The sequence below is a fragment of the Paraburkholderia sp. BL9I2N2 genome, from assembly GCF_004339745.1.
Taxonomy (GTDB): Bacteria; Pseudomonadota; Gammaproteobacteria; order Burkholderiales; family Burkholderiaceae; genus Paraburkholderia.
On record NZ_SMGP01000006.1, the window covers coordinates 109,391 to 133,435 of the forward strand.

Sequence of the window (24,045 nt, forward strand, 5' to 3'; positions counted from 1 at the left end):
TCATTGTTCGGGCGTTATCGGGCGCGGCGCAACACTGCGCCCGCCAACATCAAAACAGTCGTCAGTCCGACGAGCAGCGAGGATGCTGCCGCGACGACGGGAGTCAGGTCCTGCCGCAGCGTCGCCCAGATGCGCACGGGCAGCGTCTGCAAGGTCGGACTCGACATGAAGATCGACACCACCACCTCGTCCCACGACGCCAGGAACGCGAAGATCGCCGCGGCGAACAGGCCAAGCCGGATCGCAGGCAATGTCACGCGCAGCTTCACTTCGAGCGGCGATGCCCCGCAGATCAATGCTGCGTCTTCCAGTGCGGTATCGAAGCTCGACAGCGAGTTGCTGATTGAAATGATCGAAAACGGCAAGGCGATGATTAGATGGCCGATCACGAAGCCAGTCATCGTGCCGGTCAGGCCGATGCGCAGAAAGAACGCATAGAGCGCCACAGCCAGCACCACCACGGGCAGCACCATCGGCGTCAGAAAAAACGCCTTCACCGCGTTGCGTCCGCGAAACTTGCCGCGAACGAGCGCAAGCGATGCAAGAAAACCGATCAGCACGGACAGCACTGTCACGATCACCGCGAGCTTGGCGCTCGTGATCAGCGAATCGAGCCATCCCGGGTCGGTGAAAAGCTGGCGGTACCACTCCAGCGTCCAGCCCGGCGGCGGAAAGATCAGCCACTGCGAATCGCCGAACGACAACGCGACGATGAACACGATGGGCAACAGAAGAAACAGTGCAACGGCAGCGCCGATTGCAAGCAGCGCCCAGCGCAACGCACCTAAACGGTCGAAATCGAGCAACATGTCAAAGGCCTCCAGCAGTGGCGCGCGCGCCGCCTGTGAACCGCAGTTGAAGCGCGTAGAGCGAGAGCGTCACGGCGAGCAGCACGAAGGCTGCGGCACCGGCGAGACCCCAGTTCAACAACTCCTGCACGAGCTGGGCCACCAGTTCGGCGAGCATCATGTATTGCGCGCCGCCGAGCAATGCGGGGGTCACGAAGTAGCCGAGGGCCATGACAAACACCATCAATGCGCCCGATGCGATGCCCGGCATCGCCAATGGCACAAGAATGCGCCAGAAGGCCTGCCAGCGACTCGCGCCGCAGACCGCCGCAGCGCGCAGTGTCGAGGGATCGATGCTGCGCAGCGTCGCGTGCAACGGCATGACGAGAAATGGCAGCATGATGTACGTCATGCCGATCGTCACACCGATCAGGTTGTTCACGAGCGGAAGCGGCTCGTGGATGAGGCCGATCGCCATTAACATGCGGTTGATCGGGCCCGTCGACTGAAGCAGAACCATCCAGGCAAACGTGCGCGCCAGCAGGTTGGTCCACATCGAAAGCAGCATGATCGAAAACAGCAACGAACTCAGTCTGCGCGGCGCAATCGCGAGCAGCCATGCGGTCGGGAAACCGATCGCCACCGTCACCACGGTCACGACGGTCGCGACCAGGAACGTGTTGCCGAACACGCGCAGGTAGGTGGACGAGCCGAGAAGCTGCTCGTAGTTGTGCAGCCCCGGTGTGGGCTCCAGCACGCTGCGCAGCAGGAGCGAAAGCACCGGCAGCATGAAGAAGATCACGAGGAGCACGAGCCCCGGTATCAACAGGCGAATGTTGCGCCAGTCGCGACGCCGACGCGTGGGTGTCGCCGGCGGATGGGCCGCGGTACTCAGAACATTGGGCATGGTATCTCCTGCATTCTCCAGTTGCTGCTACGCGCCTTCTGCCTGACCGCCGCTTCGGGGCACGCCTCTTTCGCTGACGCTTATTTCGATTGCCACGCGTACCAGCGCTTCGCAATCGCGTCGCGATTGTCCGCCCAGTACTTCATGTCCAGGTCGATCTGGGAGGTCTTGTACTGGTCCGGCATCGTCTTCGCGACTGCAGCAGGCATCAGCGCCGCCGACTTCACGTTGATCGGCGCGTAGCCCGTATCCTGCGCGAACTTTGCCTGCGCCTGCGGACTCGTCGCGACGGCGAGGAACTTCATCGCCTCGGCCTTGTGCTTCGCGCCCTTCGGGATCACGAGCATGTCCGCGGCAGTCAGGTTCTGGTTCCACGAAACGCCGACCGGCACGCCCGTCTGTTCGAGCGCATGCAGACGGCCGTTCCAGAACATGCCGACGGGCGCCTCTCCCGATGCGAGCAGTTGCTGCGACTGTGCGCCGCCGCTCCACCAGACGATGTCGCTCTTGATCGAGTCGAGCTTTTTAAATGCGCGGTCGAGGTCGAGGGGATAGAGTTTGTCCGGCTGCACGCCGTCGGCAAGCAGCGCAATTTCGAGCACGCCGGGTGCGGACCACTTGTAGAACGTTCGTTTGCCGGGAAATTTCTTCGTGTCGAACAGATCGGCCCACGCCTGCGGCTGCGCGCCCTTGAAGCTCGATTTGTTATAGCCGAGTACGAACGAGTAATAGAAGCTGCCCACCGCATCGGCGCTCGAGAAGCGTGGATCGAGCTCGCCCTTCTTGACCACGGTGTAGTCGATAGGCTCGATCAGCCCTGCCTTTTGCGCGGCATAGGCAAAGTCGCCCTCGACGTCGACGACGTCCCAGCTAACATTGCCGCTGTCCACCATCGCCTTGAGCTTGCCGTAGTCGGTCGGACCATCCATCAGCACGGTGATGCCGCTCCCCTGGGTGAAAGGCTGCGCCCAGTCCTTTTGCTGCGACGATTGCGTCGTGCCGCCCCAACTCGTGAACACGATGGGATCTGCGGCAAGCGCCGGCGTCGCCATGAACGCTGCCGCGCACAGCGCGAACAGCGGAGAAATCATCAGACTGCGGGTGCGGGTCATATCGGTATCCTTCAAGTCGGTTTGGTCGCGCTAAATTGACTGCGTGGTCGTCGAATCGGTCGTCTCTGCGGCCAACGGCGAAGAACGCGCTGGCTTCATGTTGCTGTTTTCCATCTTTTCCTTTGTCTCCCCACTGCGATGCCAGATTGATGGATCTTTTTGGTGGATTAACCCAAGACAAGCCGGTCGTCGCAAAGCGTATCCGGATGACGGCGGCAGCCGTGCGACACCGGGCATCTCAATGCGTTGTCGCGAGCGTCTGGACTTGTCCCGCCTCTGTGTCGCCGACGTAGATGCCGAAGGCGTCCTCGCTGCGCTCGCGCACATAGCGCTGCAGCATCGAGCGCACGGCGTCGTCGCGCAGTTCGCTCCATGGAATCAGTGGCAGCGGGACGATGTGGATCGCACTGTCCATCATGGCCGCAAGGCTGCTGCTCACGCGCCCCCGGTAATAGACGTGGACACTCGCCGACGGACCGCTACCCGATTCGAACACGGCAAAAATGAAATCGAGATGCGCGGTGAGACCGAGCTTCGCCAGCACGCCGCGCAGGCTCCCCGCATCGCTTTCGGGTTCGAGCTTGACGCCGGTCGGCAACTGCAAACCGTCTTTCGTTTCAAGCAGCACCAGGCCGTCGCGATGTTCGAGAATTGCGCCGACCTGGGCGCGCGCGCCGGTTGCCGCGAGCGCGTCCTGCGAGAGACTGAAGTTCACGTACGCGCCACGGCAGTAACCCAACGGCGACGAATTCGTATGCACGAAGTCCACCACGCGTCCGATCAGAATGATGTGATCGCCGGCATCCACGACGTCGTGCGTCCTGCAATCGAACGTGGCCGCCGCGCCCTCCATGACCGGCGCGCCCGTTGCACGGACGCGCCATGAGACCTGCGCGAATTTGTCGACCGACTTCGACGCGAAGACGCCCGACACGGCCTTCTGCTCCCCCGCCAGCACGCTGACTGCGAAGTGATTCGTGGTGGCAAAGACCGCATGGCTCGACGCGCTCTTCGCGATGCACACGAGGATCAGCGGCGGATCGAGCGAAACCGAGGCGAACGAGTTGGCCGTGAAGCCGCGCGGGGAACCGTCCGGCTGGATCGTCGTGACAACAGTCACACCGGTGACGAATGCGCCGAGTGCGCGGCGAAATTCGAGTGTGTCGAAAGTCTGTTCGATGATCGGCTCAGACATGGTCTTTCCCCACGTTCGTTGCATTTGCCCCGTTTCGTTGCGCTGCTTCGGCGAAAAAAGCGAGCAGGCGTGCGGTGACTTCTTCTGGATGGCTAACGTTCATCATATGACGCGCACCCGCAATCACCTCGGCCCGACCGAACGGCGCGGCCTCTGCCATCGCCCTCGACATGTCCGGACTCGAGTTCAGATCTAGCTCGGCGGTCAGGAACAAGGCGGGCACGGCAAGGCTCGTCAGCCGGCCAACGTGGACGTCGTCCGAGCAGGCGAAGAGACCGTAAGTCCGCGCATAGCCGACCGGATCGACCGAGAGCAGCAGGTGGCGCACCGCTTGCGCCGCCTGCGTCAGATGCGCCGGCACCGGGTCACCGAACCAGCGTTTGAGCGTGGCATCGACGCCCGCATTCCCGCCCGTATCGACCGGTGCATCGCCCAGCGTCGCGGCGCGCGACATCACCGCTTCGCGCTGTGCGGTCGAGCGGTCGTAGACCGCGTTCAGTGCAGCGACGCTCAGCGTGCGCGGCGTGCGAGTCAGCGCGAATTCGAGTGCAACGAGCGCGCCCATCGAGTGTCCCACGACGTGAGCACGCGCAATGTCGAGCCCGTCGAGCAGGTGTTCGAGCTGGGCGGCGTAATCATCGAGCGTGGGCTTGGCGGGAGGCAGAACACTGGCGCCGTGACCGAGCATGTCGTAGACAACGACTTCGTAGTTCGCCGCCGTCAACGGCTCGATCTGCGGCAACCACACGCTCTGATTCATCCCCACGCCGTGAATCAGGACAACGGTCGCACGTGATTCGCCTGACTTCGGCGCATGCACGCGGTAGCTCGTCCCTGCAATCTCGCCGCGCGCGGCGGCAAGCCTGGGCGTCCGGTCAGGATTCATTCGGCTCATGCTCCACAAGATTATGGTATGCCATACTACAGCAAACTTTTCTCGTCAAAATATTATGGAATACCATAATTTCGAAGGAAGAACTGGCTGGCATGGACGTTGCCGACGACACGCGGTTGCCGGACGGAGCCTCGCGGCCGGGGTCGAGCGAAGACGACGCCGCGAGCGAACGGCGCCTTATCGGGAGTGAAGTGGGGAGTGGTTGGCGGCTCGGAAGGAGCGCGTCGGCCGGCCGCGGAATGGCGGCCAGAGACAAACGGTGGAGAACCGTCAGGCCGTTCGCGTCAAGCTTCGGCCACCCCTTCGCTTCGTTGAGCAAGCGCCGCAAGCGCAAGCTCCGCCGTGCGCCGGATATGCGCGATCGAGGCGGAAAACGCGGCATCGCCGTCGCGCCGTTCGATGGCATCAAGCATCATGTTCATCTCGCTATTTGACTCCTGGCTGCGTCCCGGCGTGGCTATCGTGAGTGCGCGCAATCGATTGATCCGCGCATTGAGCGTCTTGACCACGGCTAGGGAGACGGTCCGTTGCGCGCCCTCGAACAACGCCTCATAAAAGTGTTCCGTGTAGGCGAGCACCGCTGGCAGGTCCTTGACCTGGAACGCCGCTTCGATCTGTTTGCGGATCTCCCGCAGTCGCCTCACGAGTTCGGGTGTGGACTGCTCGGCACACGCGCGTGCGGCATTCGCCTCCAGTAGCCCGCGCAGTTCGTAGATTTCGCTAACCTGACCGGCATTCAGTTGCGCGACGACCGGCCCTTGGCGCGCGATGACATCCACCAGCCCCTCGGTCTCGAGGTGCCGCAATACCTCGCGCACAATCGTGCGGCTCACCCCCAACTCATCGCACAGCGTGCGTTCGACGAGGCGTGCGCCCGGCTGGAAATACCCCTGCACAATTGCGTCGCGCAGCTTGTCCAGCGTCAGTTCGCGAAGGGTTTTGGTTTCGCGAACAACTTTGAGATCTGACATAAGTAAAAAGTGGACAGAGAAAGCTCGGGCCGCACCATGGCATGACCGGGAGCGTGGAATGCCATATTATCCACCATAAAGGAAGTGCGCGGTCGGTCTGCTTGGACGCCTGAAAGGCGCTCGGCGCCCGATTCCGTTCGTCGAAGATACTGCCGTACCACCCGAGAATCTCGCTGACTATATCGCCGAATTCCGCGCCCTGCTCGACGGAAGAGGTCTGGTCTACGGCATGTTTGGGCAAGCCGACGCCGGCGTCCTGCATGTCCGTCCAGCCATCGACATGAAGGATGCAGCGCAAGAGAAGCTCATCCGCTCGATCACCGACGAAGTGGTGGCCCTGACGCGCAAATATGGAGGCGTGCTGTGGGGCGAACATGGCAAGGGGCTGCGCTCTGAACACGCGCCGGCCTTCTTCGGGCCGTTGTACAGCCGGCTACAGGACATCAAAACGGTGTTCGATCCACACAACCAGTTCAATCCCGGCAAGATTGCCGCGCCCACCGGGCCGGCACTCCTGCGTCTGGACGAGATCTCGACGCGCGGCCAACGCGACCGCATCGTTCCAATCGAACTCCGTCGGTCATTCACGGATTCACTGCATTGTAACGGCAATGGAGCCTGCTTCAACTTCGATCCCGATGACGCAATGTGCCCGTCATGGAAAGCGCTCCGTGATCGCCGCTTCTCGCCCAAAGGCCGAGCCTCGCTGCTGCGCGAATAGCTATACCTGCTAAGCCAGCAGGGACAAGGCGATGATCTTAACGGGCAAACGGCGGGTGGCTTACGATGGATCGCATCTCTTCCAGCGAGGTTTCGTCATACCGTCGCCAAACTCGGAGGCGAGTACGACTTTTCGCACGAAGTGAAGGAGGCAATGGATACCTGCCTGGCCTGCAAGTCCTGCGCGGGACAATGCCCGGTTAAGGTCGACGTGCCCGACTTTCGGTCCAAGTTTCTGGCCTTGTACCACACGCGTTATCACGCCCAATCAGGGACTTGTTGCTGGCATGGCTGGAACCTGCTCTGCCACAGCTGGCCAAGGCACCCCGGCTCGGCTCGTCAACGCGCTGCTGGCGAGCCGCGTCGTAAAATCACTGCTGCGCCGCATCGGCCTGGTCCGCGTGCCGATGCTGAGCGGTGTCGACCTGATCGCCGAACGCGCCGCGCCTGCTTCGCGATAGCGACCCCGGCCAGTATCGCTGCTGTCGAAGCACAAGCGCGCCGGGCTGTCATTGTCGTGCAGGACGCGTTCACCAGCCACTTCGAAACCGGCTTGGTTCTCGACACCCTTCGTCTGCTCGACAGACTTGGATTCCATCCGCTGCTCGCTCCTTTTCTGCCTGGCGGCAAACCTCTCCACGTGCATGGATTCCTCGGTCGATTTCACCGCACCGCGGAGAAGAATGCGACGATGCTCAAGCGCCTTGAAAGCACCGGCATTCCCCTGATCGGCATTGACCCAGCGATGACGTTGATCTATCGCTCGGAATACAAGGAAACGCTCGGCGAGGCAAATTCGCCGCATGTCTATCTGCTTCAGGAATGGCTGGCCCAAGCGCTCGCATCAGCCGGGAGCCACATTTCGGACGACGTCGAACCCTGTTTCCTGCTTCCTCATTGCACTGAGCGGACGAATGCGGCAGCTGCAATGGACAACTGGGAACGCGTTTTCACGGCTTGCGGCGCCCAGTTGAACGTCCTGCCCGTCGGCTGCTGTGGCATGTCCGGCACCTACGGGCACGAAGCCCAGAACCGCTCAACCTCCGAAACGATTTACCAGATGAGTTGGGGGCCGACGGTGGCACGGCATTATGCCGGTGGCAGGCTGATGGCGACCGGCTACTCTTGCCGCTGCCAAGCCAGCGCCATTGATGCGGTCGCCCTGCCCCATCCGGTACAAGTCCTGCTCGCACTGGTCGGCAGCAGAGCCGCGGTGAAATCCGGTCGATGACTTATCCTGGCGTTGTCACGTTACCGGTCACCCGGCGAATCATGGGAGGGTAATCGGTAATGTGACAACGCCCGGTGGGGCAGTGCTCCCGAGTTCAACGGTATGGTCCCGCGTGCGGCGCACCTAGAGTTGCCGCACACACGACATCCCCCTATTTAGAGAGTGTCAGCAAAAAAGCGCTCGCTGCACCGCTAGACACCGTGAACTTTCCGCCTTCCCCCGTGATCGTTTCTCCGTACTCCACCCCCACAGCCTTTCCGTCCTGGCTACCGTCGAACGTCTGCCCGCCAAGCGTAATACCCGTCTTGGAGCTGAGAGTCGGCGCTATCATCCGGGTTACGACACCCGAGCTGTATCCAGGGATTGTAAGTGAAACTACACCGGAGGCAGATTGGTCCTTATTGAGCACCAGAACGTTAACCTTGTTTGTCGTTGGGTCGATTGTCGCCCACGCTTTGACATTCGTGTTTGTCTGCAGGTCCACAGGCAGCAATTTCGACTGATGACCTGTTGACTCCGCGAATAGCAACATTCCATAGTAAAGAGACTGTACTTCGCGAAGCGAGTATTGCTGCGAAAACTGCGTGCCGCTCGGTGGCGCGATCGACTTGGACGCAAGGTACTGCGACTCGGGGACGTTGAAGTGGAACGCCCCATATGCGTCCCATTGATTAAAACTATTCCAATTGTTGCTGTGGAAGTTAACCCCTGAAATTCCGACGTTCGCAAATTCAAACATCGTGTCAACAGCCCAGAGTGCTGCTTCAAACGCGTTACTCACACCATCCTGGCCCGACGACGATAGAGAATTCATCTCGGCCATTCGAAAGGGCTTCCCCGCGGCAGTGGCAAGCGGCACATACGCTGCGACTAACGATGGCTTGAGGGTCGAAGAGGTCGGCTGAAGCAAAAAGCCTGACGGAACCGTATTGCCTGCGTTAGCGCCGGCCGTAACGTAAGCGTGCCAACTCACCAATGCAAGCGAGGATGCTTCTTGTTGAATAAATGTATTCAACTGATCCGTCGTAGCGAAATCGGTTCGCGGTGGAAGACGCTTCGAAAGTTGTGTGTTTGGGAAACGAGCAATGGACGGACCCATAAGCAGAGTTCCCGGATTCGCAGCTTGAATGCTATGACCAAAAGTCTGGAAGTCCGTCAGGAATTGAGAAAACGGATAAGTCGTGTTTTGATAAAGGTCAGGTTCGTTGCCAATTTCAACTGCCTGCACAGATCCACTAGGCATCGACTTGAGATATGCCGTTGCCTGGTCCGTTGCCAGCGTTACGTTCCCCGCTTTAAAGTTGACCCCGAGGATAAACGAAACGCCTGACGGCAAGCTTTTGCTGTCTGCATACATCTGCGCAAGGGGTGGAACAGTATTAGCGTCGGGCTCTCCGGTACTGTCCGTCGAACTGCCGCCAATCCGTAAGGAGACAGGTCCGCCTCCATATTGCTCAAGATTCGCGATCAGCTGTCTATAGACGGGATTCGGAACTGCTGGTGATCCCATTAGCAGTTGCGCTTGACCCCACTCATGCGAGAACCCTAAAAATCCCGAGGGGATAGCCCTTCCCGGTTGTGTGGGATTCACAGTGACGCTTCCGACAGTCGTTGCAGGCGCAACGGTCACTGTCACGTCTCTGGTCGTTGACTTACCGACTTCACTGGTTGCCGTCAGATGGTATGTCGTCGTCTGCGAAGGCGCCACGACAGCCGACGCTACAGGCGTCGCCGTGACACCACTCAGTGAAACGGACTTTGATCCGGAGGCCTGCCACGATAACGTGGTGATTTGTCCCGCCGTAATAGTGGGTGAACTGGCAGCAAATCGTTGAATTAGCGACGGGTCATCACTGCTTACTCCGCCGCCGCATCCCGCGATGGAAAGTGTGCCCAGAATTGGCAATAACATGAATAGACTTGCCCTGCTTTGACAGGTAAAGCCGATCGATTTTTCATGGATGCGACTGACATTTGATTTTTTCATGACATTCGTCCTCAAGTGTTTGAATAGCGCTAACGACATGGAGTCGCCATTCGATATCCGATTCAACAAGTTGGGTGGATCTGAAGCATCGGGTGTAAGACGTGCAGGGCTACGGCGCATCGTCCAAGATCCTCTTCCAGTTGAAAGATGCGTTCGCCCCGTTACCCTTGACGTCATACAAGAGCTGATTGCCCGTCACGTAGACCCAGGACCGCCGTAGGCACAGCTTTATTGAGTGATCGTCCCAGCCGTAGCGAGCGTTCTGGAGGAATTGCCGACATACACGGTTGATCCTCCGCTGGCGGCTTTCCACTGCTGTGCGTCCTTGTCCCAAATGCTTAACGGGTGATTATTTCCATTCGGATCAATGTTCACCGTCACCGTTTGAGACGCACCCGCGTTCAGGAAAACTTTCTGGAATCCGACCAGGCGTTTCGGCGGCTCACCCGACGATGAAGGCAAGCCAACGTAGACCTGTACTACTTCCGCACCGGCAATCTTCCCTGTGTTGGTTACCGACGCGGTGACGTTATAGGTTCCGTTGCTTCCTGAAGAAACGGCAGCATTCTGGACTGAGAAGGTCGTATAGGAAAGCCCGAACCCAAACTCAAAGGCGGGATTCTTGCCCATAGCGTCGTACCACCGATAGCCCATGTTAAGTCCCTCAGCGTATGTCACGGTCGGAACTCCGTTGACTGAGATACCCGGATATTGGGCGGCATTAATTGAATCCATGAACCCCTGGCCCACTTGCGGGAAGGTAACGGGCAACTTCCCCGATGGGTTCGCCACACCGAACAACAGGTCCGCGACGATATGCCCGTCTTCCTGGCCGGGGAACCAGGCTTCGAGTATTGCAGCTGGCGCCGACGCTCCCCCTTTGAGCAGCGTCGGATCGATTGCTTCGACCGCATTGTCTTTCAGAACGAGTACGGTCTTCTTATTTGTAGCGACAATGCTTTGAACCATGGCAAGTGTATTGCTGCTCTTCACCGTACCGGTTGTCGTAAGAGAACTGGCCTTCGGCCCGTACCAGTCAAGCGTGTTGAGATATTTGCCGGGGTCGACGCTCAAGCCGGAAGCGTCGGTGAAAGTAGCCTGATCCGCCCCTTCCTCGGAGATCGAACCGGCCATCACCACGACGGCATCCGCGCTCGCTATCAAGGTCTGAACGGCGGCGAAGGTCGAACTGGCTCCGTCGATAGTGGCGTTCGTGTTGGTATCGTCAACAAGAACAAGATGAACCTTCGCAGTTGAATTACCGAGACTCGCGAGTACATCCTGCATTCCCTGTAGCGGCGAAACCGTGTACAGCGCGGCAACGTCTGAACTGCCCCCGCCCGAACCCATTGGGTTTCCCACACTGCTGCCGCCCGCCACCGCCTGCTGCGCGAAGACCTGGGAGGCTTTGCCGACAATGGCCACATTCTGAACCCCCTTGCTCAGAGGCAGCGTTCCGTCATTCTGCAGAAGTACCGCAGATTGCTCGCCTATCGACTTTGCGACCACACCGTCGGTAGCTGCATCAATCGCCGTTTGAACGAGCGGACGGTCAAATATCCCGGCCTTGAACATCTGCGTGTAGCGACGGGCCAACGCCGTATCAATGTCCGATGTCTTGATCAGACCCGACGCGAGCGCTGCATTCAACTTGTCGGGGGTCCACCATGTCGTAACACCGGGAATACTTACTCCAGGCATTTCATTATCGAGCCCGGCGAGCATGGTCTGAGCCGTGCTGTGCGCGGCAAAAAAGTCTGACTGCACGTAACCATCAAAACCCCACTGTCCACGCAGCACGTCCGTCAGGATATGCCTGTTCTCGCACATCGAAAATCCGTTTACGGAGTTGTATGAGCACATCACCGCGCCTACCTGTCCGTCCTTCACAGCCATTTCGAATGGCAGCATGTAAAGTTCGTGCAATGTCCTGTCATCGACGTTTTCCGAAATCGTCATCCGGTTCGTCTCCTGTTCATTGGCCACAAGGTGCTTCGCCATCGCGATCATCCCGCGGGACTGAACTGCCCGAACTTCGGCCGTACCCATCGTGCCCGTGAGATATGGGTCCTCTCCCATATATTCAAAGTTTCTCCCGCCGACGGGTAACCGGGCCAGGTTCATGCCAGGCGCTTCAAAGACATGGAGGGCCAAGTTCGTCCCCTCCTTCCCGATCACGTCGCCAAATTGCGTCGCCACAGCGCGATCGAATGACGCAGCAACCCCGATGGCAGATGGCAACGCAGTTGCCCTGGCGGAGTTGGGACTCGTTAATGCAGCCACACCGCCGCCGGTCGAAGACGAGGGAACGCAATCGTTTTGACCTATGCCGACTGGTCCATTCGTAATCCGGAGCGTGGGGATGCGGTATTTCGGGAGGCCGGGGATATGACGGGCTCCGTAGCATTGAGGAAGTTCAGCAACCACTCCGGCCCCACCGACCAACTGCTCTTCCTTGTCAGGCAAAGCCATCGCCCCAACAAGCAGGGCAGCGCGTTGCTCGGGTCTCAATGACGTGTCCATCCACGGAGTCGGATTGCTTGCCGAAATCGTACCGCTATTGCTGTCACCACCGCATCCGTTCAATAGCAGACTGAATCCCACCATCATCGATACACCCGATTTCATCAGTAGCTTTTCCATGTCTCTCTCCTTTATCTCCATAGATCGCTTCATAGAGATTGACGTTAATGCCTCGTCAATTTCTTTTCGCAATCCTATTTGTAATTTTTATAGTCTCGCGGACCCACGCCATCAAATCGACTATTTATTGTGCCTCACCCGGCTAACGATCTGTGTCGGGCTCACGAACTGCAGCGCAATCAGCACCCAGATCAGCGTAATCGCCATATAGATCATCGCCATCGCGTCGATCGATTGCGGCGCACGCACGCCTGTCGAGAATACGGCGTAATACAGCGCGACGACGAGCGTCTGCGTCGCCGGTCCCGCCGTGAAGAATGTCAGCTCGAACATGCCGATGGTACGCACCAGCACCAACAGACCCGCCGCGAGCATGCCGGGCACGAGCAACGGCAGCAATACGTAGCGGAAATAGCGCAATGTGTTCGCACCGAAGATACGTGCCGCCGATTCCAGATTCGGATCGATCTGCTCGATGAACGGCGTCATTACGAGGATCACGAAAGGCAACGCCGGCACGAGGTTCGCGAGAATCACGCCTGCGAGCGTGCCCGCGAGCCCGATCTTGTACATCACGGTCGCCATCGGAATGCCGTACGTGACGGGCGGCACCATCAGCGGCAACAGGAAAACCAACATCGCGAATGGCTTGCCGCGAAACTGCACGCGAGCGAGCGCATATGCGGCGGGCACACCGAGCAGGATCGACAGCAGCACGACCGCGCCGACCACTTCAACCGTCACCCACAACACGGCCGCGAGCTGGAAGTCGCTCCATGCCTGTCCATACCAGCGCAGCGTGAAGCCCTGTGGCAGCAACGTGCCGAACCAACGTGTCGCGACCGAGTTGATTGCGACGGTCGCGATCAACAGCACGATGTTCAGCAGGAAGAAGATCATCGCGCCCCAGACGAGCGCCTTGTACACACGGTCGCGCAAACTGACACGCGGTTTCTTGGATTTCACCGTGTGTTCCTGCGGCGCCGCAGGCCACGGACGGACAATTTCACTTTCGGTTGCCATCAGCCTTTACCTCCCGTCGCCGGTCCACTGTAGAAGAAGCGGCGCGCGCCCAGCATCGCGGCGACAATCACCAGTTGCACGAATCCCATCACGATCGCGATCGCAGAGGCGAGCGAATAATCGTAGCTCTCGAACGCGGCTTCGGCGGCGGCAATCGACATCACGCGCGTCGGCCCAGCCGGCGCGCCGAGCAGCACTGCCGACGGGAACACCGAAAACGCCTGAACGAACGACAGACACGCGGCCATCGTCAGACCGGGCACGAGCAGCGGCAGATAGATCCGCCGGAACTGTTGCCAAGGGTCGGCGCCGAGCGTCGCGGCGGCGCTCGCGAGCGTCGGATCGATGCCTGTCACGTATGACAGTGTCAGCAGAAACGCGAACGGAAAGCCCGACACGATCAGCGAAATCAGCACGCCCCAGAAGTTATGCGTGAGGCGCACTTCGTCTGTGTAGAGATGCAGCCCCTGCAGCACTTGCGGAAACCAGCCGTTCGGACCGAAGTATGAAAGCATGCCATCAGCGATCAGCACCGTGCCGAGCGTAACGGGAATCACGAGCAGCGTCGTCACGAACTTCTGATACGGCGACGGACGGCGCAGCGCGAACGCGACAGGCACCGACACGCCGACGTTGATCAGCGTCGCCGGTACGGCGAGCTTCAGCGTGACGACGATGGTCGGCCACATCGACGTGTCGCTGAAGAACTTTGCGTAGTTCGCCCACATGCCGCCGCCTTCCATCGGGCTTAACGACAGCGTGAGGCCGTAGATGAACGGATAGACGAACAGCGCGAAAATGAACAGCAAGGCGGGTGAGACGAGCCACGCCTTGCCGTCGCGCGGTGCGCGCACCGCGACGGGCGTCAGTGTGCTCATGACGGTTCCCCGTCGTAGACCAGCGTGCGCGACGTCGACACGCGCAGCGTAATGCCCTCGCCCTCGCTGAATTCGCCCGCGACGCGCGCCCACAGTTCGCCAAACGCGCTCTTCACGCGAATCAGCGAATCGCGGCCGCCGTATTCGACCGTCGTCACCGTTGCATCGAATGCGTTCCCCGTGCCGGGCGCGGCGCGCTCCATGTCCTCAGGACGTAGCGCAACGGAAACGCGCTTGCTATCGAAACCGTCCATTGCCACGCCGACGAGGCGCACGCCGTTCGACTCGACCGTCGCGCCTTCGCCCTGCACACCTTCCAGCGTGAAGGGCAGAACGTTGCGATAGCCCATGAAGCGCGCGACGTGCAGATTCTTCGGCCGTCCGTAGACTTCTTTCGGCGTCGCGACCTGCTGCACGACACCCTCTTTCATTACAACGATGCGGTCGGCCATCGACAGCGCTTCGTCCTGATCGTGCGTCACATAAATGGTCGCACGATCCAGTTGTGTATGAATGCGGCGAATCTCGGCGCGCATTTCGATGCGCAGCTTGGCATCGAGATTCGACAGCGGTTCGTCCATCAGGATGAGCGGCGGCTCGATCACAATGGCGCGCGCAATCGCGACGCGCTGCTGCTGCCCACCCGACAGTTGCCCCGGCAGCTTTTTCTCATGACCGACCAGTTGCACCAGTTGCAGCGCTTCTCGCGCGCGCTTCACCGTTTCCGCCTTGGGGATGCCGCGCATCTTCAAGCCGAAGCCAACGTTATCCAGCACCGACATGTGCGGAAACAGCGCGTAGTTCTGAAACACCATGCCGAAGCCGCGCTTTTCCGGCGGCAGCACGTCGATGCGTTCATCGTCGAGCCAGATGCCGCCGTCCGTGAGCGGCTGCAGGCCCGCGATGCAGTTGAGCGCCGTCGACTTGCCGCAGCCCGACGGACCCAGCAGCGCGATAAATTCGCCACGGCGGATATTCAGATCGAGGCCTTGCAACGCGGCCACCGATTGCCCTTCAGTATTGACGAAACTGCGGCAGACGGAATCCAGGCGCAGCTGTTCGAATTGGTGCTTCATGATCGCTTTATATGAACGCCTCCCGTTTGCGACGGTTTTTCGTGTGTTCCGACTACGACAGGATGGGTTGCAGCTTTATATCCGGGCTTGTTGCAGCCTGATACGCTGCGGCCCACCATGAAATCCGCTGACCCGCACCTCATTTCCCTGGCGAGCTCGAAGCTCAACCAATCATTCAGGTTTAGCGAGTCCCGGTCCGACCTGTCTTGTCATTACTCACGATTGCCAGCGCAACCTTTCGACGTGTCATCCTGTAAAAGTTGATCTTCCTACGCGCCGTCTGCCATTCAAGCCGGCTTCACGCTCACGTACCCTTTTTCATACGGCCTGTCATGCGCCAGGATTGCCCAGATCGTCCGAGCCATCTTGTTGGCCTGCGCTACGATCGCCACATTCATCGGCCGCCGCGTCCTGATCTGCTCAAGCCACGGCCCTGGCTCCTTCGCGTGGAACAAGACGCTGCGCGCGCCGTGGATCAGCAGCTTGCGCAGATACGTATCGCCTCGCTTACTGATACCCAGCAACTGAATCTTGCCGCCCGAACCCGTTTGTCTTGGGACAAGCCCGATCCAGGCTGCGAACTCACGTCCGGATCGGAACGTCTTCGCATCCCCCATCGTCGCGATCGCCGCGGTCGCCGTCAGTAGACCGACACCCGGTATCGCAGCGATTGCCTTGCACGCCTTGTCCTCTTTCATCCATGCCTGTAGGCGCCGTTCGATTTCGGCGATCTGCTTGTCCAGCTCCGTCAGACCGTTCCACTGCTCACGTAACGTGTCGATCAGGATCTTCGGCAAACGATCAACTAGCTGTTCGAGCACGGCGGGAATCGCCTTGTCCAGCGCAGCTCGCCCCTTGCCCATCACTTCACCGTATTCGGTTAGCAGGCCGCGCAGGCTGTTGATCTGCATCGTGCGGAACTTCACCAGCTGTTCGCGCATCCGATGCAACCCCAGCACCGCCTGCTGTGTTTCCGTCTTCACCGCAACCGACTTGCCCGGCTGCTGCGCCGCCATCCAGATCGCACGCGCATCAGCCGCGTCATTCTTGTTACCCATCACGAACGCCTTGACGAACTTCCCCGGCATCAGCTTCACCTGGTGGCCCATCACGATAAGCTTGCGGGCCCAGTGCTGTGAACCACCACACGCCTCCATCCCAATGAGACACGGCGACCGGTTCGAGAAATGTTCAAGAAACGCTGCACGCTTTACGGGTTTGTTCACGATTTCGCCCGTCTCGGCGTCGATGTAATGGAGCTGCATCACGTTCTTTGCAATGTCCACACCCACTGTCGTAAGCTTCATATTGGACCCTCCGGTTTGCCTGTGAAGACCTTCATGATCTTCCATCTTGGGCACTTTGATGCCGTCGGCCCGTGAGGGTCCACCTTCCTGCTCCCCTTCCACCGCTCACGGGTGGGAGGCGTTCATATCATTTCCCTACGATGTTGGCCGCAGCGCCGCATGGCGCCACCTGCCGTCAAGATCTGCCAATATGCGCGATACGCACGACGTGTGCGGAATCGATTGATTGACTTTGCTGCGGTCACCAATACGCTGTTGCACCTTATCTGTTCTTCTGGGAGCCGACTTCGCGGTCCCACTTCTGAAACGCCGCCACCATCGCCTCCGCGCTGAGCGGCAGAACATGCGGACGATCGGCGAGCAACTTCGCGTACTCAGGCCGCCCGTACTTCTTCAGGACTTCCTGGCTATGCGCCGGTGCCTGCTCGACAGTTACGCCTTTGATCGCCGGGCCGGGATAGAAGTAACCGTCGTCGTAAGTCATAGCCTGCTGCGCGGGTTCGAGCATGAAGTTCATCAGCTTGTAGATCACGTCGAGCTTTTCCTTCGGCACGCCCTTGGGAATCACCATGTAGTGCGCGTCGTTCACCCACGTCATGTTGTCGAATGCCTGAACGCGAAAATCGGCCGGCACGATACCGAGTGCGCGCGGATTGATGTCCCAGCCCGTCACCGTCACGGTCATGTCGCGGGTGCCTTCGCCGAGTTCCTTCATGACCGTCGACGTGCCGCCCGGATAGTAAGGAATGCAATCGTTCAGCTGCCTGAGGAACGCCCACGTCTTGTCCCAGCCGTTGGTGGGGTCTTTCGGGTCTTTATCGCCGAGCACATAGGGCAGCCCCATCAGGAACGTGCGGCCCGGGCCCGAGTTCGCGGGACGCGCATAGATCAGCTTGTTCGGGTGCGCCTTGCACCATTGCAGCAGTTGGTCCGGCGTTCTGGGCGGATCACTGACTTTGGCCGGGTTGTATTCGATCAGCGGGCCAGCCGGCATGTACGCGACCTCAAGACCGAAGCCTTGCGCGAGATCCTGCATCTTGCGCGGACCGGGCGCGTACTTGTCGAGCGCGCCGGGGAACGCCGTGCCGTTATCCGGCAGCAACCTGATCCACAGCTTCTGCTCGATGCCGGCGGCGAGCGCGTCGGTGCCCGTCAGCACGAGATCGATGTCCGAACGGCCGGCCGCCTGCATCGCCTTGATCTTGCCGGGCAATTGCGGCGCGGGCGCGTTCGTGTATGTGATGTTGGAAACGAGATTCGGGTATTTGGCCTTGAAGGCTTCGAAACCCTTTTGCGTCAACTGAAGATCGCCGGCAACGTCGACAATGTTGATCGCAACCGGTTGACACATTGCCGGCAACGACATCGAGAGGAAAAAGGTCGCTGCGATGCCGCCGCGGAATCTGGTAAATAAGCTCTGTCTCATATTTTTCAATTTTTCCAAGCCGTGGATCGATAAAAAGTTATGCGTTCAGCTTTGCGGGTGACACGCGGATTAGCAGATGCACGATCGCGAACGCAGCAAGACAAGCCAGTGCGCCGATTCACAAGCGATCCAGCATCGGCTGGCTTACTGCTTGCGGAACGCCATGGACAGCAGACTGCATGTAAGTCTCCGTTGGGAGTCATCGCTTTGCGCGCCGTACCTTGTCGTTCCGATAGCGAGTGATGGGTACGCTCAACGTGCCGCAGTTTGGGATTCGGCGTGGGAAAACGTTTTTCCAAGATTAGTGCCTTCCCCTCTGTTTGGCTAGTAAGTATTAACGCTGAGTTACCCGAAAGAAGGCAGCGGGCGGCGAACCGCGCCCGTAATTCGAACGGTTATTCGTTTGTTGTCAGTTGACGCAGAAGAGGAGCGAGCGGCCGCGTCGGCCGTGCGAAAGCAGGATTTAAAGCCGGGCTGGGCAGCTCCGGCAAAGCAACGTTGGGCGTCGGGACTCTTTCCGTCTACGACGATTGTGAAGGTGGCGGTGAGACGTTTTCGAAGAGTCAGGTCTTATCGGCCGCCAGATCCGTACAGACCGAAGTGGAGTCCCGGACGATCAGACGAGGCTCAAGGATCAGGTGCGCGGTATCAGCTCGACCAGCGAGCGCGTCTACCAGCTTGAGAGTCGCAAGTTCACCCATCTTCTCACTCTGCGTATCAACAGTGGTCAGCGTGGGCTCGGCATACTCCCCATAGGGAGCATTGTCGATGCCCGTGACTGAAACGTCGTTGGGCAACCGGAACCCAAGCGCCTTGGCCTCTTTCATAAAGCCAAGGGCGATCAGATCGTTGTAGCAGATCACCGCCTGTGGACGCTGCGGACCCAACAAGACCTTTGAGCAGACCTGTTCGCCCGCCTGTGCCGTGGGCGCATGAGCATCGTACACGTCAAGCGGCAGGCCAACCTCTGAAAGACAATCACGCACACCGCCGATACGCTCATCGTTAATCGACGCCTGGCCAAACCCCAAATAGGCTATTCGCCTGTGCCCAAGATTCAACAGGTGCCGGGCCAGCATGTAGGTTGCAAGGCGGTTGTCGATGCCAACCGTCGGGATCGTCAGTTCATGCGAATGGCGCAGCATCACCACCGGCTTGTTCAGTTCGAGCATCCACGTCGATTCTTTCTCCGAAAGGCGCGAACTGATGACAAGCCCGTCGACGCGCTGTGCAAGTGCCTCAATCAGCGCACGTTCCCGCGCCGGGTTTTCTTCGGTATCGACAAGAAGCAAAGTGTAGTCGTGCTCAAGCGCCACCCGGTTTGCGCCCTTCACCACATTCGTAAAGTGCGGGTTGCTTATATCGAGGATTGCCAGCCCGATGGTACGCGTGCGGCCTGTGATCATCGACCGCGCAAGGGGGTTCGACCGGTACCCGAGCTTTTCGATCGTTTCCTTCAGCCGGGATTCGACCTCGGGCGAAAAGCGTTTGGTGCCGTTGACGTATTTCGACACGGTCGCAACAGATACCTCTGCTGCCATGGCGACGTCGCGGATCGTGGGGGACGCGTTCTTCATGAAAAAGGAGGTTTGAGAATTTGGCGATGCGATTGTCGCAGAAAGAAGGCGAGCACAGGGAACAGCGCCTCAACGCATCTGACTTTCTCCAGGCGTAGTCGAGCATTGACGCCTCCATCGCTCACGGCTATATTGGGAAAACGTTTTTCTTTAGACTAAGCCCTTTATGTCCCAGCAGCCCCTCTCACAGAAACCGTTTGGCCGCCTCCTCCTCACGGGCGCAGCTGGCAACCTCGGCCGCCAGCTGCGCGCCAGTTTGGCCTCCTGGGCCGGAGTCGTGCGCCTCACCGACATCGTGGACGTGGGCGATGCAGCGTCGGACGAAGAAACAAGCATCGTCGACCTGGCGGACCGGAGTGCGGGGATGGCCGGATTCAACAAGGTATTCACGCTGGAGCAGGTGCTCGATTCACCGATGGTTGCCACCCCGCTCACGCTTTACGCGTGCTGTCCGAACGGCGACGGCGCGGCAGCGACCATTGTCTGTTCGCGGGACCGGCTTGCAGCGCCCCGGCGGTCCGCCCGGATTGCGGCATCGGTGCTGACGTCGGGTCTGTATGACCGGATGCGTGACCTGACCTGGTGGGAATGGGAAACACGGGCTGCGCGGCTCGCTTATGACATGGCCGGGCTCGCGCCTTCGGATATCAATGTGGTCGAAGTGCATGACGCCTTCACGATCTCAGAGCTTGAGCATTACGAAGGGCTCGGTTTGTGCGCGCGGGGAGAGAGTGGCGCGTTCATCGATAGCGGAGCAACCCGGCTCGACGGACGTATTCCGGTCAACAACCCCAGCGGCGGCTTGCTGGCACGTGGCCGTCCGCCTGGCGCATCGGGGCTCGCGCAGATCGACGAACTGCTGCTGCAAATGCGCCACGAGGCCGGGCCGAGACAAACACGACGCGCAGGCGTAGCGCTTGCGCAGATCATGGGAGTTAGCAAAAGCAATGACGCTCAGGCCTGCACAATTCATATTCTCTCGAAGGACCTGGGTTGAGGATTCGGCGTTGATCGGCGATCGGCTGGCCGGGCACAACCCTGCGTCGCAACGCTATCGGCTGGAAATGGAACTCATCGCGCTCGCTGCCACAGTGGCAGAGGCAAGGCAAACGCCGCAACAGAGCAGCCAGACGCGCAGTCTTTATTCTTTTCCCAAGGCGCAGACATGAGCGATGTGAAGACCTTATACGATCTCAACGAACTCGAAGAGCATGCGACGCGCCTGATATCGGCAGCGGCACGAGACCTTGCCAATCAGGGCGCCGGGAGCGGTCTGGCGATCCGGCGCAATCGCATGGCGTGGATGGACTGGGCGTTGCGATCGCGCGTGCTACGCAACGTCAGTCAGTGCGATCTGTCTTCGACCGTGTTAGGAACGCGAGTGTCATTGCCCGTTTTGATGGGCCGTCCGGACTCCACGGCGTGATACACCTTGACGCAGGAGCGGCCACGGCGCACGCGGCGCGAGCCGCGGATACGCTCATGGTGCTCAGCATGAATAGCAGTATTCCCGTTGAGCAGGTTGCCAGAAAGAAGCGAAGCTCTGGTTTCAGCTCCATTGGGGCGTGGAACGCGACTTCCTGCTCAATATCATGCGTCGCGCCGCTGCTGCGGGATGCAGGGCGTTCTGCCGGACCGTCAACATGCCGGTCCGTCTCGGAGTACACGGGCCGATGCGGCACGCGCTTTCCGCGCTCGGAGACATCCAGCCGGCGCACGGCTTCCCGAGGAGCGGACATCTGGCGAGTCAGGGGTGCTGGGATCACGACGCCCGACTAACCTGGAAAGATCTTGCATGGCTGCGTGTACAGAGTCCGCTACCTGTCGTGCTGAAGGCAATCATGACGGCCGAGGACGCCATTCTGGCCGCCGAGCACGGCGCCGACGCGATCATCGTCTCCAATCACGGCGGTCGCATGCTCGAGGAGGGAATCCCGACAGCCGATGCGCTGCCTGAGATCGCCTCGGCGGTGGGACATCGGATCGAAATCCTCGTGGATGGCGGCATACGCACGGGATCCGATGCGGCGAAGGCTTTGGCGTTGGGCGCCCGCGCGGTGTTGATCGGCCGCCCGGCATTGTGGGGGCTCGCGTAGAGGGGGCTCGCGTAGAGGGGGTACGGCCCCGTCGAGCATATTCTCGAACTGCTGCACGGCGAGTTGCAGTCCGTGATGGGAACGATCGGCGCGCGTCGCCCGGTGAGATAGACGCCGCGGCTATTGTCCGACGTTGGCGCGGTTGCGGACCATAAAACTGCAGGTTCGATTCGCATTGCTCATTGCGTAGTCGACATACCGGCTTCGAGGGTTCATCGCGAGGCCGGCGCCTGGTCGTTCAAAGCCCCCCGTTAGAGTGACGTCCATGCGCTTGCCGAACTGCTCGGTAAGCGCCCAGGCGCTGCGACCCGATCTGCGAAACCTAACGCGCCATGCGCCGGATCCTTGAGGAAATGAGCCCGATCAACGCGATGAGTATGATCAGCGTGGTCGAGACCGCCGCGAGCGTCGGCGTGATCGCCAACTGGATGTCGTCCCACATCTGCTTGGGCAACGTGGTATTGATACCGCCGCTCACGAAGATCGCAATCGTCAGGTCGTCAAACGACACGAGGAACGCGAACAGAAAAGCCGCCGTCACGCTCGCCATCAGCAGCGGCAAGACAACGGTTGCGATGCGTCTTGCGGGCGACGCACCCATCAAGCGGGCGGCGTCGTCGAGTCGCCAGTCGAACTGGCGGAAACCCGCGGCGAGCGTCACCACGACATACGGAATCGCCAGCACCGTGTGACCGATCACAAGACCCGTATTGGTGCCCGTCAACCCAAGTCGCGCGAACAGATACAGCAGGCCGACCGCGACGACAATCCGCGGCACGATCAGCGGCGCCACCAGCAGAGCGAACAAAGGCTTGCTGGCCCGCTGCGACATCCGCGTAAGCGCCAGCGTCGCACCGAAGCCGAGTACAAGCGACAGCAACGCGGTGCCGAGGCCCACTTCCAGCGATCGGGTCAGCGCGCTCTGCCATACCGGCGAATGCAGGAACGTGCCGAACCATTTCAAGCTGAACAGCTTTGGCGGAAACGCTATGAAGTCACTGGTCGTGAACGCATAAGGGATCACGGACAGCACGGGCGCGACCAGCGCTGCGAGCACCACAAAAGAATAGATCCGCAGCGGGCCGATACCGCCGGCTGCATGCGCATCGCGCGTCACCCGGCGCCTGACGAACGGCGCCGTCAACCGGCCCGCCGCCAGCAGCAGCGCGAGCTTCGCGCCTTGCGCACGCGAGCCGCGTCGCGTGTCCTGCACCTCGCCGCTCAACGACGATAGCCCGACCAGCCGGTCATAGACGAGGAAGATGACGATCGAGCACAGCAATAGCACGGTCGACAGTGCCCCCGCAAAGCGCATGTCGAACAGCTCTAGCACCGACGAGATCACCAGCTGCGCGATCATCGTTTCCTTCGGCGAACCAAGCAACGCAGGTACGATGAAAAACCCCAGACTCGAAATGAACACGAGCAATCCGGCCGCCGCCACGCCCGGGGACGACAGCGGCAGGAACAAGGTAAAGAAACTCATGCCGCGATCGGCGCCGAGCGTCTCGGCCGCCTGAGCGAGGCGTTCGTCAATACCGCGCATCACTGGCAGCATCGTCATCACAGCGAGTGGCAGCATCGCGTGCACCATGCCGATTACCACTCCTGTCAGTGAAGGCACGATGCCGTTCGTTTCACTGACGAGTCCGAGTGCAAGTGCGATGGTCGACAGCACGCCGGTCTTCGACAGCAGCAACATCCACACGTAAGTCTTGACCAGGTAGCTGGTCCAGAACGGTAGCATTATCCATAGCAGCCAGCGCTCGCGTACGCGCGCCGACAGCCGGCTCAGCAGATACGCGACCGGATAGCCGAGCAGCACCGAAACCACCGCGGTCATCAACGAAATCGAAAACGTGATCCACAGCACTTTCGCGTAGACGGGTGTGCGCGCAATGCGCGCGAACTGCCCAAACCCAAAATTGCCGTCGGCGTTGACAAGGCCGCCTTGCAGTATTGCGCCGACCGGCACGATGAAGAAGATCAGCAGGAACAGTAACGTCGGCACGATTGGCAGCAGACGGACCGACTGAGCGAGCCACCTGTAGCGGCGCGGTTGCGTCGTGTCGCGCGACGGATGTGCCTCGAGGGCAACGGTCATGATGTTTTATATGAACGCCTCCCGTTTGCGACGGTTTTTCGTGTGTTCCGACTACGACAGGATGGGTTGCAGCTTTATATCCGGGCTTGTTGCAGCCTGATACGCTGCG

The 24,045-nt window shown here is 60.0% G+C and carries 19 protein-coding genes and 1 pseudogene; 5 read left to right on the top strand and 15 right to left on the bottom strand.

The window, feature by feature from the left end; genetic code table 11:
• Positions 1 to 14: 14 nt before the first annotated feature.
• The 6 genes from B0G74_RS44125 to B0G74_RS44150 all read right to left on the bottom strand — a co-directional run bounded on the left by B0G74_RS44125 (position 15) and on the right by B0G74_RS44150 (position 5,868).
• A complete protein-coding gene (locus B0G74_RS44125; protein WP_132384155.1) occupies positions 15 to 809 on the bottom strand; it encodes an ABC transporter permease in 795 nt (264 codons plus the stop codon).
• 1 nt (position 810) lies between these two features.
• Positions 811 to 1,695 (bottom strand): ABC transporter permease, encoded by an 885-nt coding sequence (locus tag B0G74_RS44130; RefSeq protein WP_132384157.1) that lies wholly within the window; start codon positions 1,693 to 1,695, stop codon positions 811 to 813.
• Positions 1,696 to 1,775: 80 nt separating this feature from the next.
• Positions 1,776 to 2,807, bottom strand: a complete 1,032-nt coding sequence (locus B0G74_RS44135; RefSeq protein WP_128598245.1) for an ABC transporter substrate-binding protein — start codon at positions 2,805 to 2,807, stop codon at positions 1,776 to 1,778.
• A 238-nt stretch (positions 2,808 to 3,045) separates the two neighbouring features.
• Positions 3,046 to 4,002 (bottom strand): flavin reductase family protein, encoded by a 957-nt coding sequence (locus B0G74_RS44140; protein ID WP_132384159.1) that lies wholly within the window; start codon positions 4,000 to 4,002, stop codon positions 3,046 to 3,048.
• Positions 3,995 to 4,888 carry an alpha/beta fold hydrolase gene (locus B0G74_RS44145; RefSeq protein WP_132384161.1) on the bottom strand — a complete coding sequence of 298 codons (894 nt, stop codon included), beginning with the start codon at positions 4,886 to 4,888 and terminating at the stop codon, positions 3,995 to 3,997. Before B0G74_RS44145 ends, B0G74_RS44140 begins: the two co-directional genes overlap by 8 nt.
• Positions 4,889 to 5,181: 293 nt before the next feature.
• Positions 5,182 to 5,868 carry a GntR family transcriptional regulator gene (locus B0G74_RS44150; protein WP_132384163.1) on the bottom strand — a complete coding sequence of 229 codons (687 nt, stop codon included), beginning with the start codon at positions 5,866 to 5,868 and terminating at the stop codon, positions 5,182 to 5,184.
• A gap of 130 nt (positions 5,869 to 5,998) precedes the next feature.
• On the opposite strand from B0G74_RS44150, the gene B0G74_RS47295 reads away from it, so the two are divergent.
• Together B0G74_RS47295 and B0G74_RS47300 are read left to right on the top strand one after the other, a co-directional pair.
• Positions 5,999 to 6,589, top strand: a complete 591-nt coding sequence (locus B0G74_RS47295; protein ID WP_243658643.1) for an FAD-linked oxidase C-terminal domain-containing protein — start codon at positions 5,999 to 6,001, stop codon at positions 6,587 to 6,589.
• Between the two features lie 153 nt (positions 6,590 to 6,742).
• A complete protein-coding gene (locus tag B0G74_RS47300) occupies positions 6,743 to 7,819 on the top strand; it encodes a (Fe-S)-binding protein (protein WP_243658603.1) in 1,077 nt (358 codons plus the stop codon).
• Between the two features lie 151 nt (positions 7,820 to 7,970).
• Here B0G74_RS47300 and B0G74_RS44165 read toward each other — a convergent pair whose 3' ends face one another.
• The 8 genes from B0G74_RS44165 to B0G74_RS44200 form a co-directional block, all read right to left on the bottom strand.
• Positions 7,971 to 9,806, bottom strand: a complete 1,836-nt coding sequence (locus B0G74_RS44165) for a glycosyl hydrolase family 79 C-terminal domain-containing protein (protein WP_165924057.1) — start codon at positions 9,804 to 9,806, stop codon at positions 7,971 to 7,973.
• A gap of 228 nt (positions 9,807 to 10,034) precedes the next feature.
• Positions 10,035 to 12,449, bottom strand: a complete 2,415-nt coding sequence (locus B0G74_RS44170; protein WP_132384169.1) for a glycoside hydrolase family 3 C-terminal domain-containing protein — start codon at positions 12,447 to 12,449, stop codon at positions 10,035 to 10,037.
• A 120-nt stretch (positions 12,450 to 12,569) separates the two neighbouring features.
• On the bottom strand, positions 12,570 to 13,472 hold the full coding sequence (locus B0G74_RS44175) for an ABC transporter permease (RefSeq protein ID WP_132384171.1): 903 nt from the start codon (positions 13,470 to 13,472) through the stop codon (positions 12,570 to 12,572).
• Positions 13,472 to 14,350, bottom strand: a complete 879-nt coding sequence (locus tag B0G74_RS44180) for a sugar ABC transporter permease (RefSeq protein WP_132384173.1) — start codon at positions 14,348 to 14,350, stop codon at positions 13,472 to 13,474. The genes B0G74_RS44175 and B0G74_RS44180 overlap by 1 nt, the downstream gene beginning before the upstream one ends.
• Positions 14,347 to 15,426 (bottom strand): ABC transporter ATP-binding protein, encoded by a 1,080-nt coding sequence (locus tag B0G74_RS44185; protein ID WP_132384175.1) that lies wholly within the window; start codon positions 15,424 to 15,426, stop codon positions 14,347 to 14,349. Before B0G74_RS44185 ends, B0G74_RS44180 begins: the two co-directional genes overlap by 4 nt.
• Positions 15,427 to 15,713: 287 nt before the next feature.
• Entirely contained in the window at positions 15,714 to 16,733 is a 1,020-nt protein-coding gene (locus B0G74_RS44190; protein WP_132384432.1) for an IS110 family transposase, read from the bottom strand.
• A gap of 262 nt (positions 16,734 to 16,995) precedes the next feature.
• Complete coding sequence (locus tag B0G74_RS44195; protein WP_243658644.1) at positions 16,996 to 18,099, bottom strand: extracellular solute-binding protein; 1,104 nt, start codon at positions 18,097 to 18,099, stop codon at positions 16,996 to 16,998.
• A gap of 623 nt (positions 18,100 to 18,722) precedes the next feature.
• Entirely contained in the window at positions 18,723 to 19,736 is a 1,014-nt protein-coding gene (locus tag B0G74_RS44200; protein WP_132384179.1) for a LacI family DNA-binding transcriptional regulator, read from the bottom strand.
• Between the two features lie 277 nt (positions 19,737 to 20,013).
• On the opposite strand from B0G74_RS44200, the gene B0G74_RS44205 reads away from it, so the two are divergent.
• From B0G74_RS44205 to B0G74_RS47305, 3 genes and pseudogenes are all read left to right on the top strand, one after another.
• Positions 20,014 to 20,733, top strand: a complete 720-nt coding sequence (locus tag B0G74_RS44205; protein WP_165924058.1) for a thiolase family protein — start codon at positions 20,014 to 20,016, stop codon at positions 20,731 to 20,733.
• A gap of 10 nt (positions 20,734 to 20,743) precedes the next feature.
• Positions 20,744 to 20,905 (top strand): hypothetical protein, encoded by a 162-nt coding sequence (locus B0G74_RS46120; RefSeq protein WP_165924059.1) that lies wholly within the window; start codon positions 20,744 to 20,746, stop codon positions 20,903 to 20,905.
• A pseudogene (locus B0G74_RS47305) lies at positions 20,902 to 21,832 on the top strand (alpha-hydroxy acid oxidase). The gene B0G74_RS46120 and the pseudogene B0G74_RS47305 overlap by 4 nt, the downstream one beginning before the upstream one ends.
• A gap of 322 nt (positions 21,833 to 22,154) precedes the next feature.
• On the opposite strand, the gene B0G74_RS44215 reads toward B0G74_RS47305, so the two are convergent.
• Complete coding sequence (locus B0G74_RS44215; protein ID WP_132384183.1) at positions 22,155 to 23,936, bottom strand: ABC transporter permease subunit; 1,782 nt, start codon at positions 23,934 to 23,936, stop codon at positions 22,155 to 22,157.
• Positions 23,937 to 24,045: the final 109 nt, after the last annotated feature.

Bases quoted from the DNA above. Each gene is read 5' to 3' on its own strand.
- B0G74_RS44125 (WP_132384155.1), bottom strand. From the start codon at position 809: ATGTTGCTCGATTTCGACCGTTTAGGTGCGTTGCGCTGGGCGCTGCTT.
- B0G74_RS44130 (WP_132384157.1), bottom strand. From the start codon at position 1,695: ATGCCCAATGTTCTGAGTACCGCGGCCCATCCGCCGGCGACACCCACG.
- B0G74_RS44135 (WP_128598245.1), bottom strand. From the start codon at position 2,807: ATGACCCGCACCCGCAGTCTGATGATTTCTCCGCTGTTCGCGCTGTGC.
- B0G74_RS44140 (WP_132384159.1), bottom strand. From the start codon at position 4,002: ATGTCTGAGCCGATCATCGAACAGACTTTCGACACACTCGAATTTCGC.
- B0G74_RS44145 (WP_132384161.1), bottom strand. From the start codon at position 4,888: ATGAATCCTGACCGGACGCCCAGGCTTGCCGCCGCGCGCGGCGAGATT.
- B0G74_RS44150 (WP_132384163.1), bottom strand. From the start codon at position 5,868: ATGTCAGATCTCAAAGTTGTTCGCGAAACCAAAACCCTTCGCGAACTG.
- B0G74_RS47300 (WP_243658603.1), top strand. From the start codon at position 6,743: ATGGATACCTGCCTGGCCTGCAAGTCCTGCGCGGGACAATGCCCGGTT.
- B0G74_RS44165 (WP_165924057.1), bottom strand. From the start codon at position 9,806: ATGAAAAAATCAAATGTCAGTCGCATCCATGAAAAATCGATCGGCTTT.
- B0G74_RS44170 (WP_132384169.1), bottom strand. From the start codon at position 12,449: ATGGAAAAGCTACTGATGAAATCGGGTGTATCGATGATGGTGGGATTC.
- B0G74_RS44175 (WP_132384171.1), bottom strand. From the start codon at position 13,472: ATGGCAACCGAAAGTGAAATTGTCCGTCCGTGGCCTGCGGCGCCGCAG.
- B0G74_RS44180 (WP_132384173.1), bottom strand. From the start codon at position 14,350: ATGAGCACACTGACGCCCGTCGCGGTGCGCGCACCGCGCGACGGCAAG.
- B0G74_RS44185 (WP_132384175.1), bottom strand. From the start codon at position 15,426: ATGAAGCACCAATTCGAACAGCTGCGCCTGGATTCCGTCTGCCGCAGT.
- B0G74_RS44190 (WP_132384432.1), bottom strand. From the start codon at position 16,733: ATGAAGCTTACGACAGTGGGTGTGGACATTGCAAAGAACGTGATGCAG.
- B0G74_RS44195 (WP_243658644.1), bottom strand. From the start codon at position 18,099: ATGTCGTTGCCGGCAATGTGTCAACCGGTTGCGATCAACATTGTCGAC.
- B0G74_RS44200 (WP_132384179.1), bottom strand. From the start codon at position 19,736: ATGAAGAACGCGTCCCCCACGATCCGCGACGTCGCCATGGCAGCAGAG.
- B0G74_RS44215 (WP_132384183.1), bottom strand. From the start codon at position 23,936: ATGACCGTTGCCCTCGAGGCACATCCGTCGCGCGACACGACGCAACCG.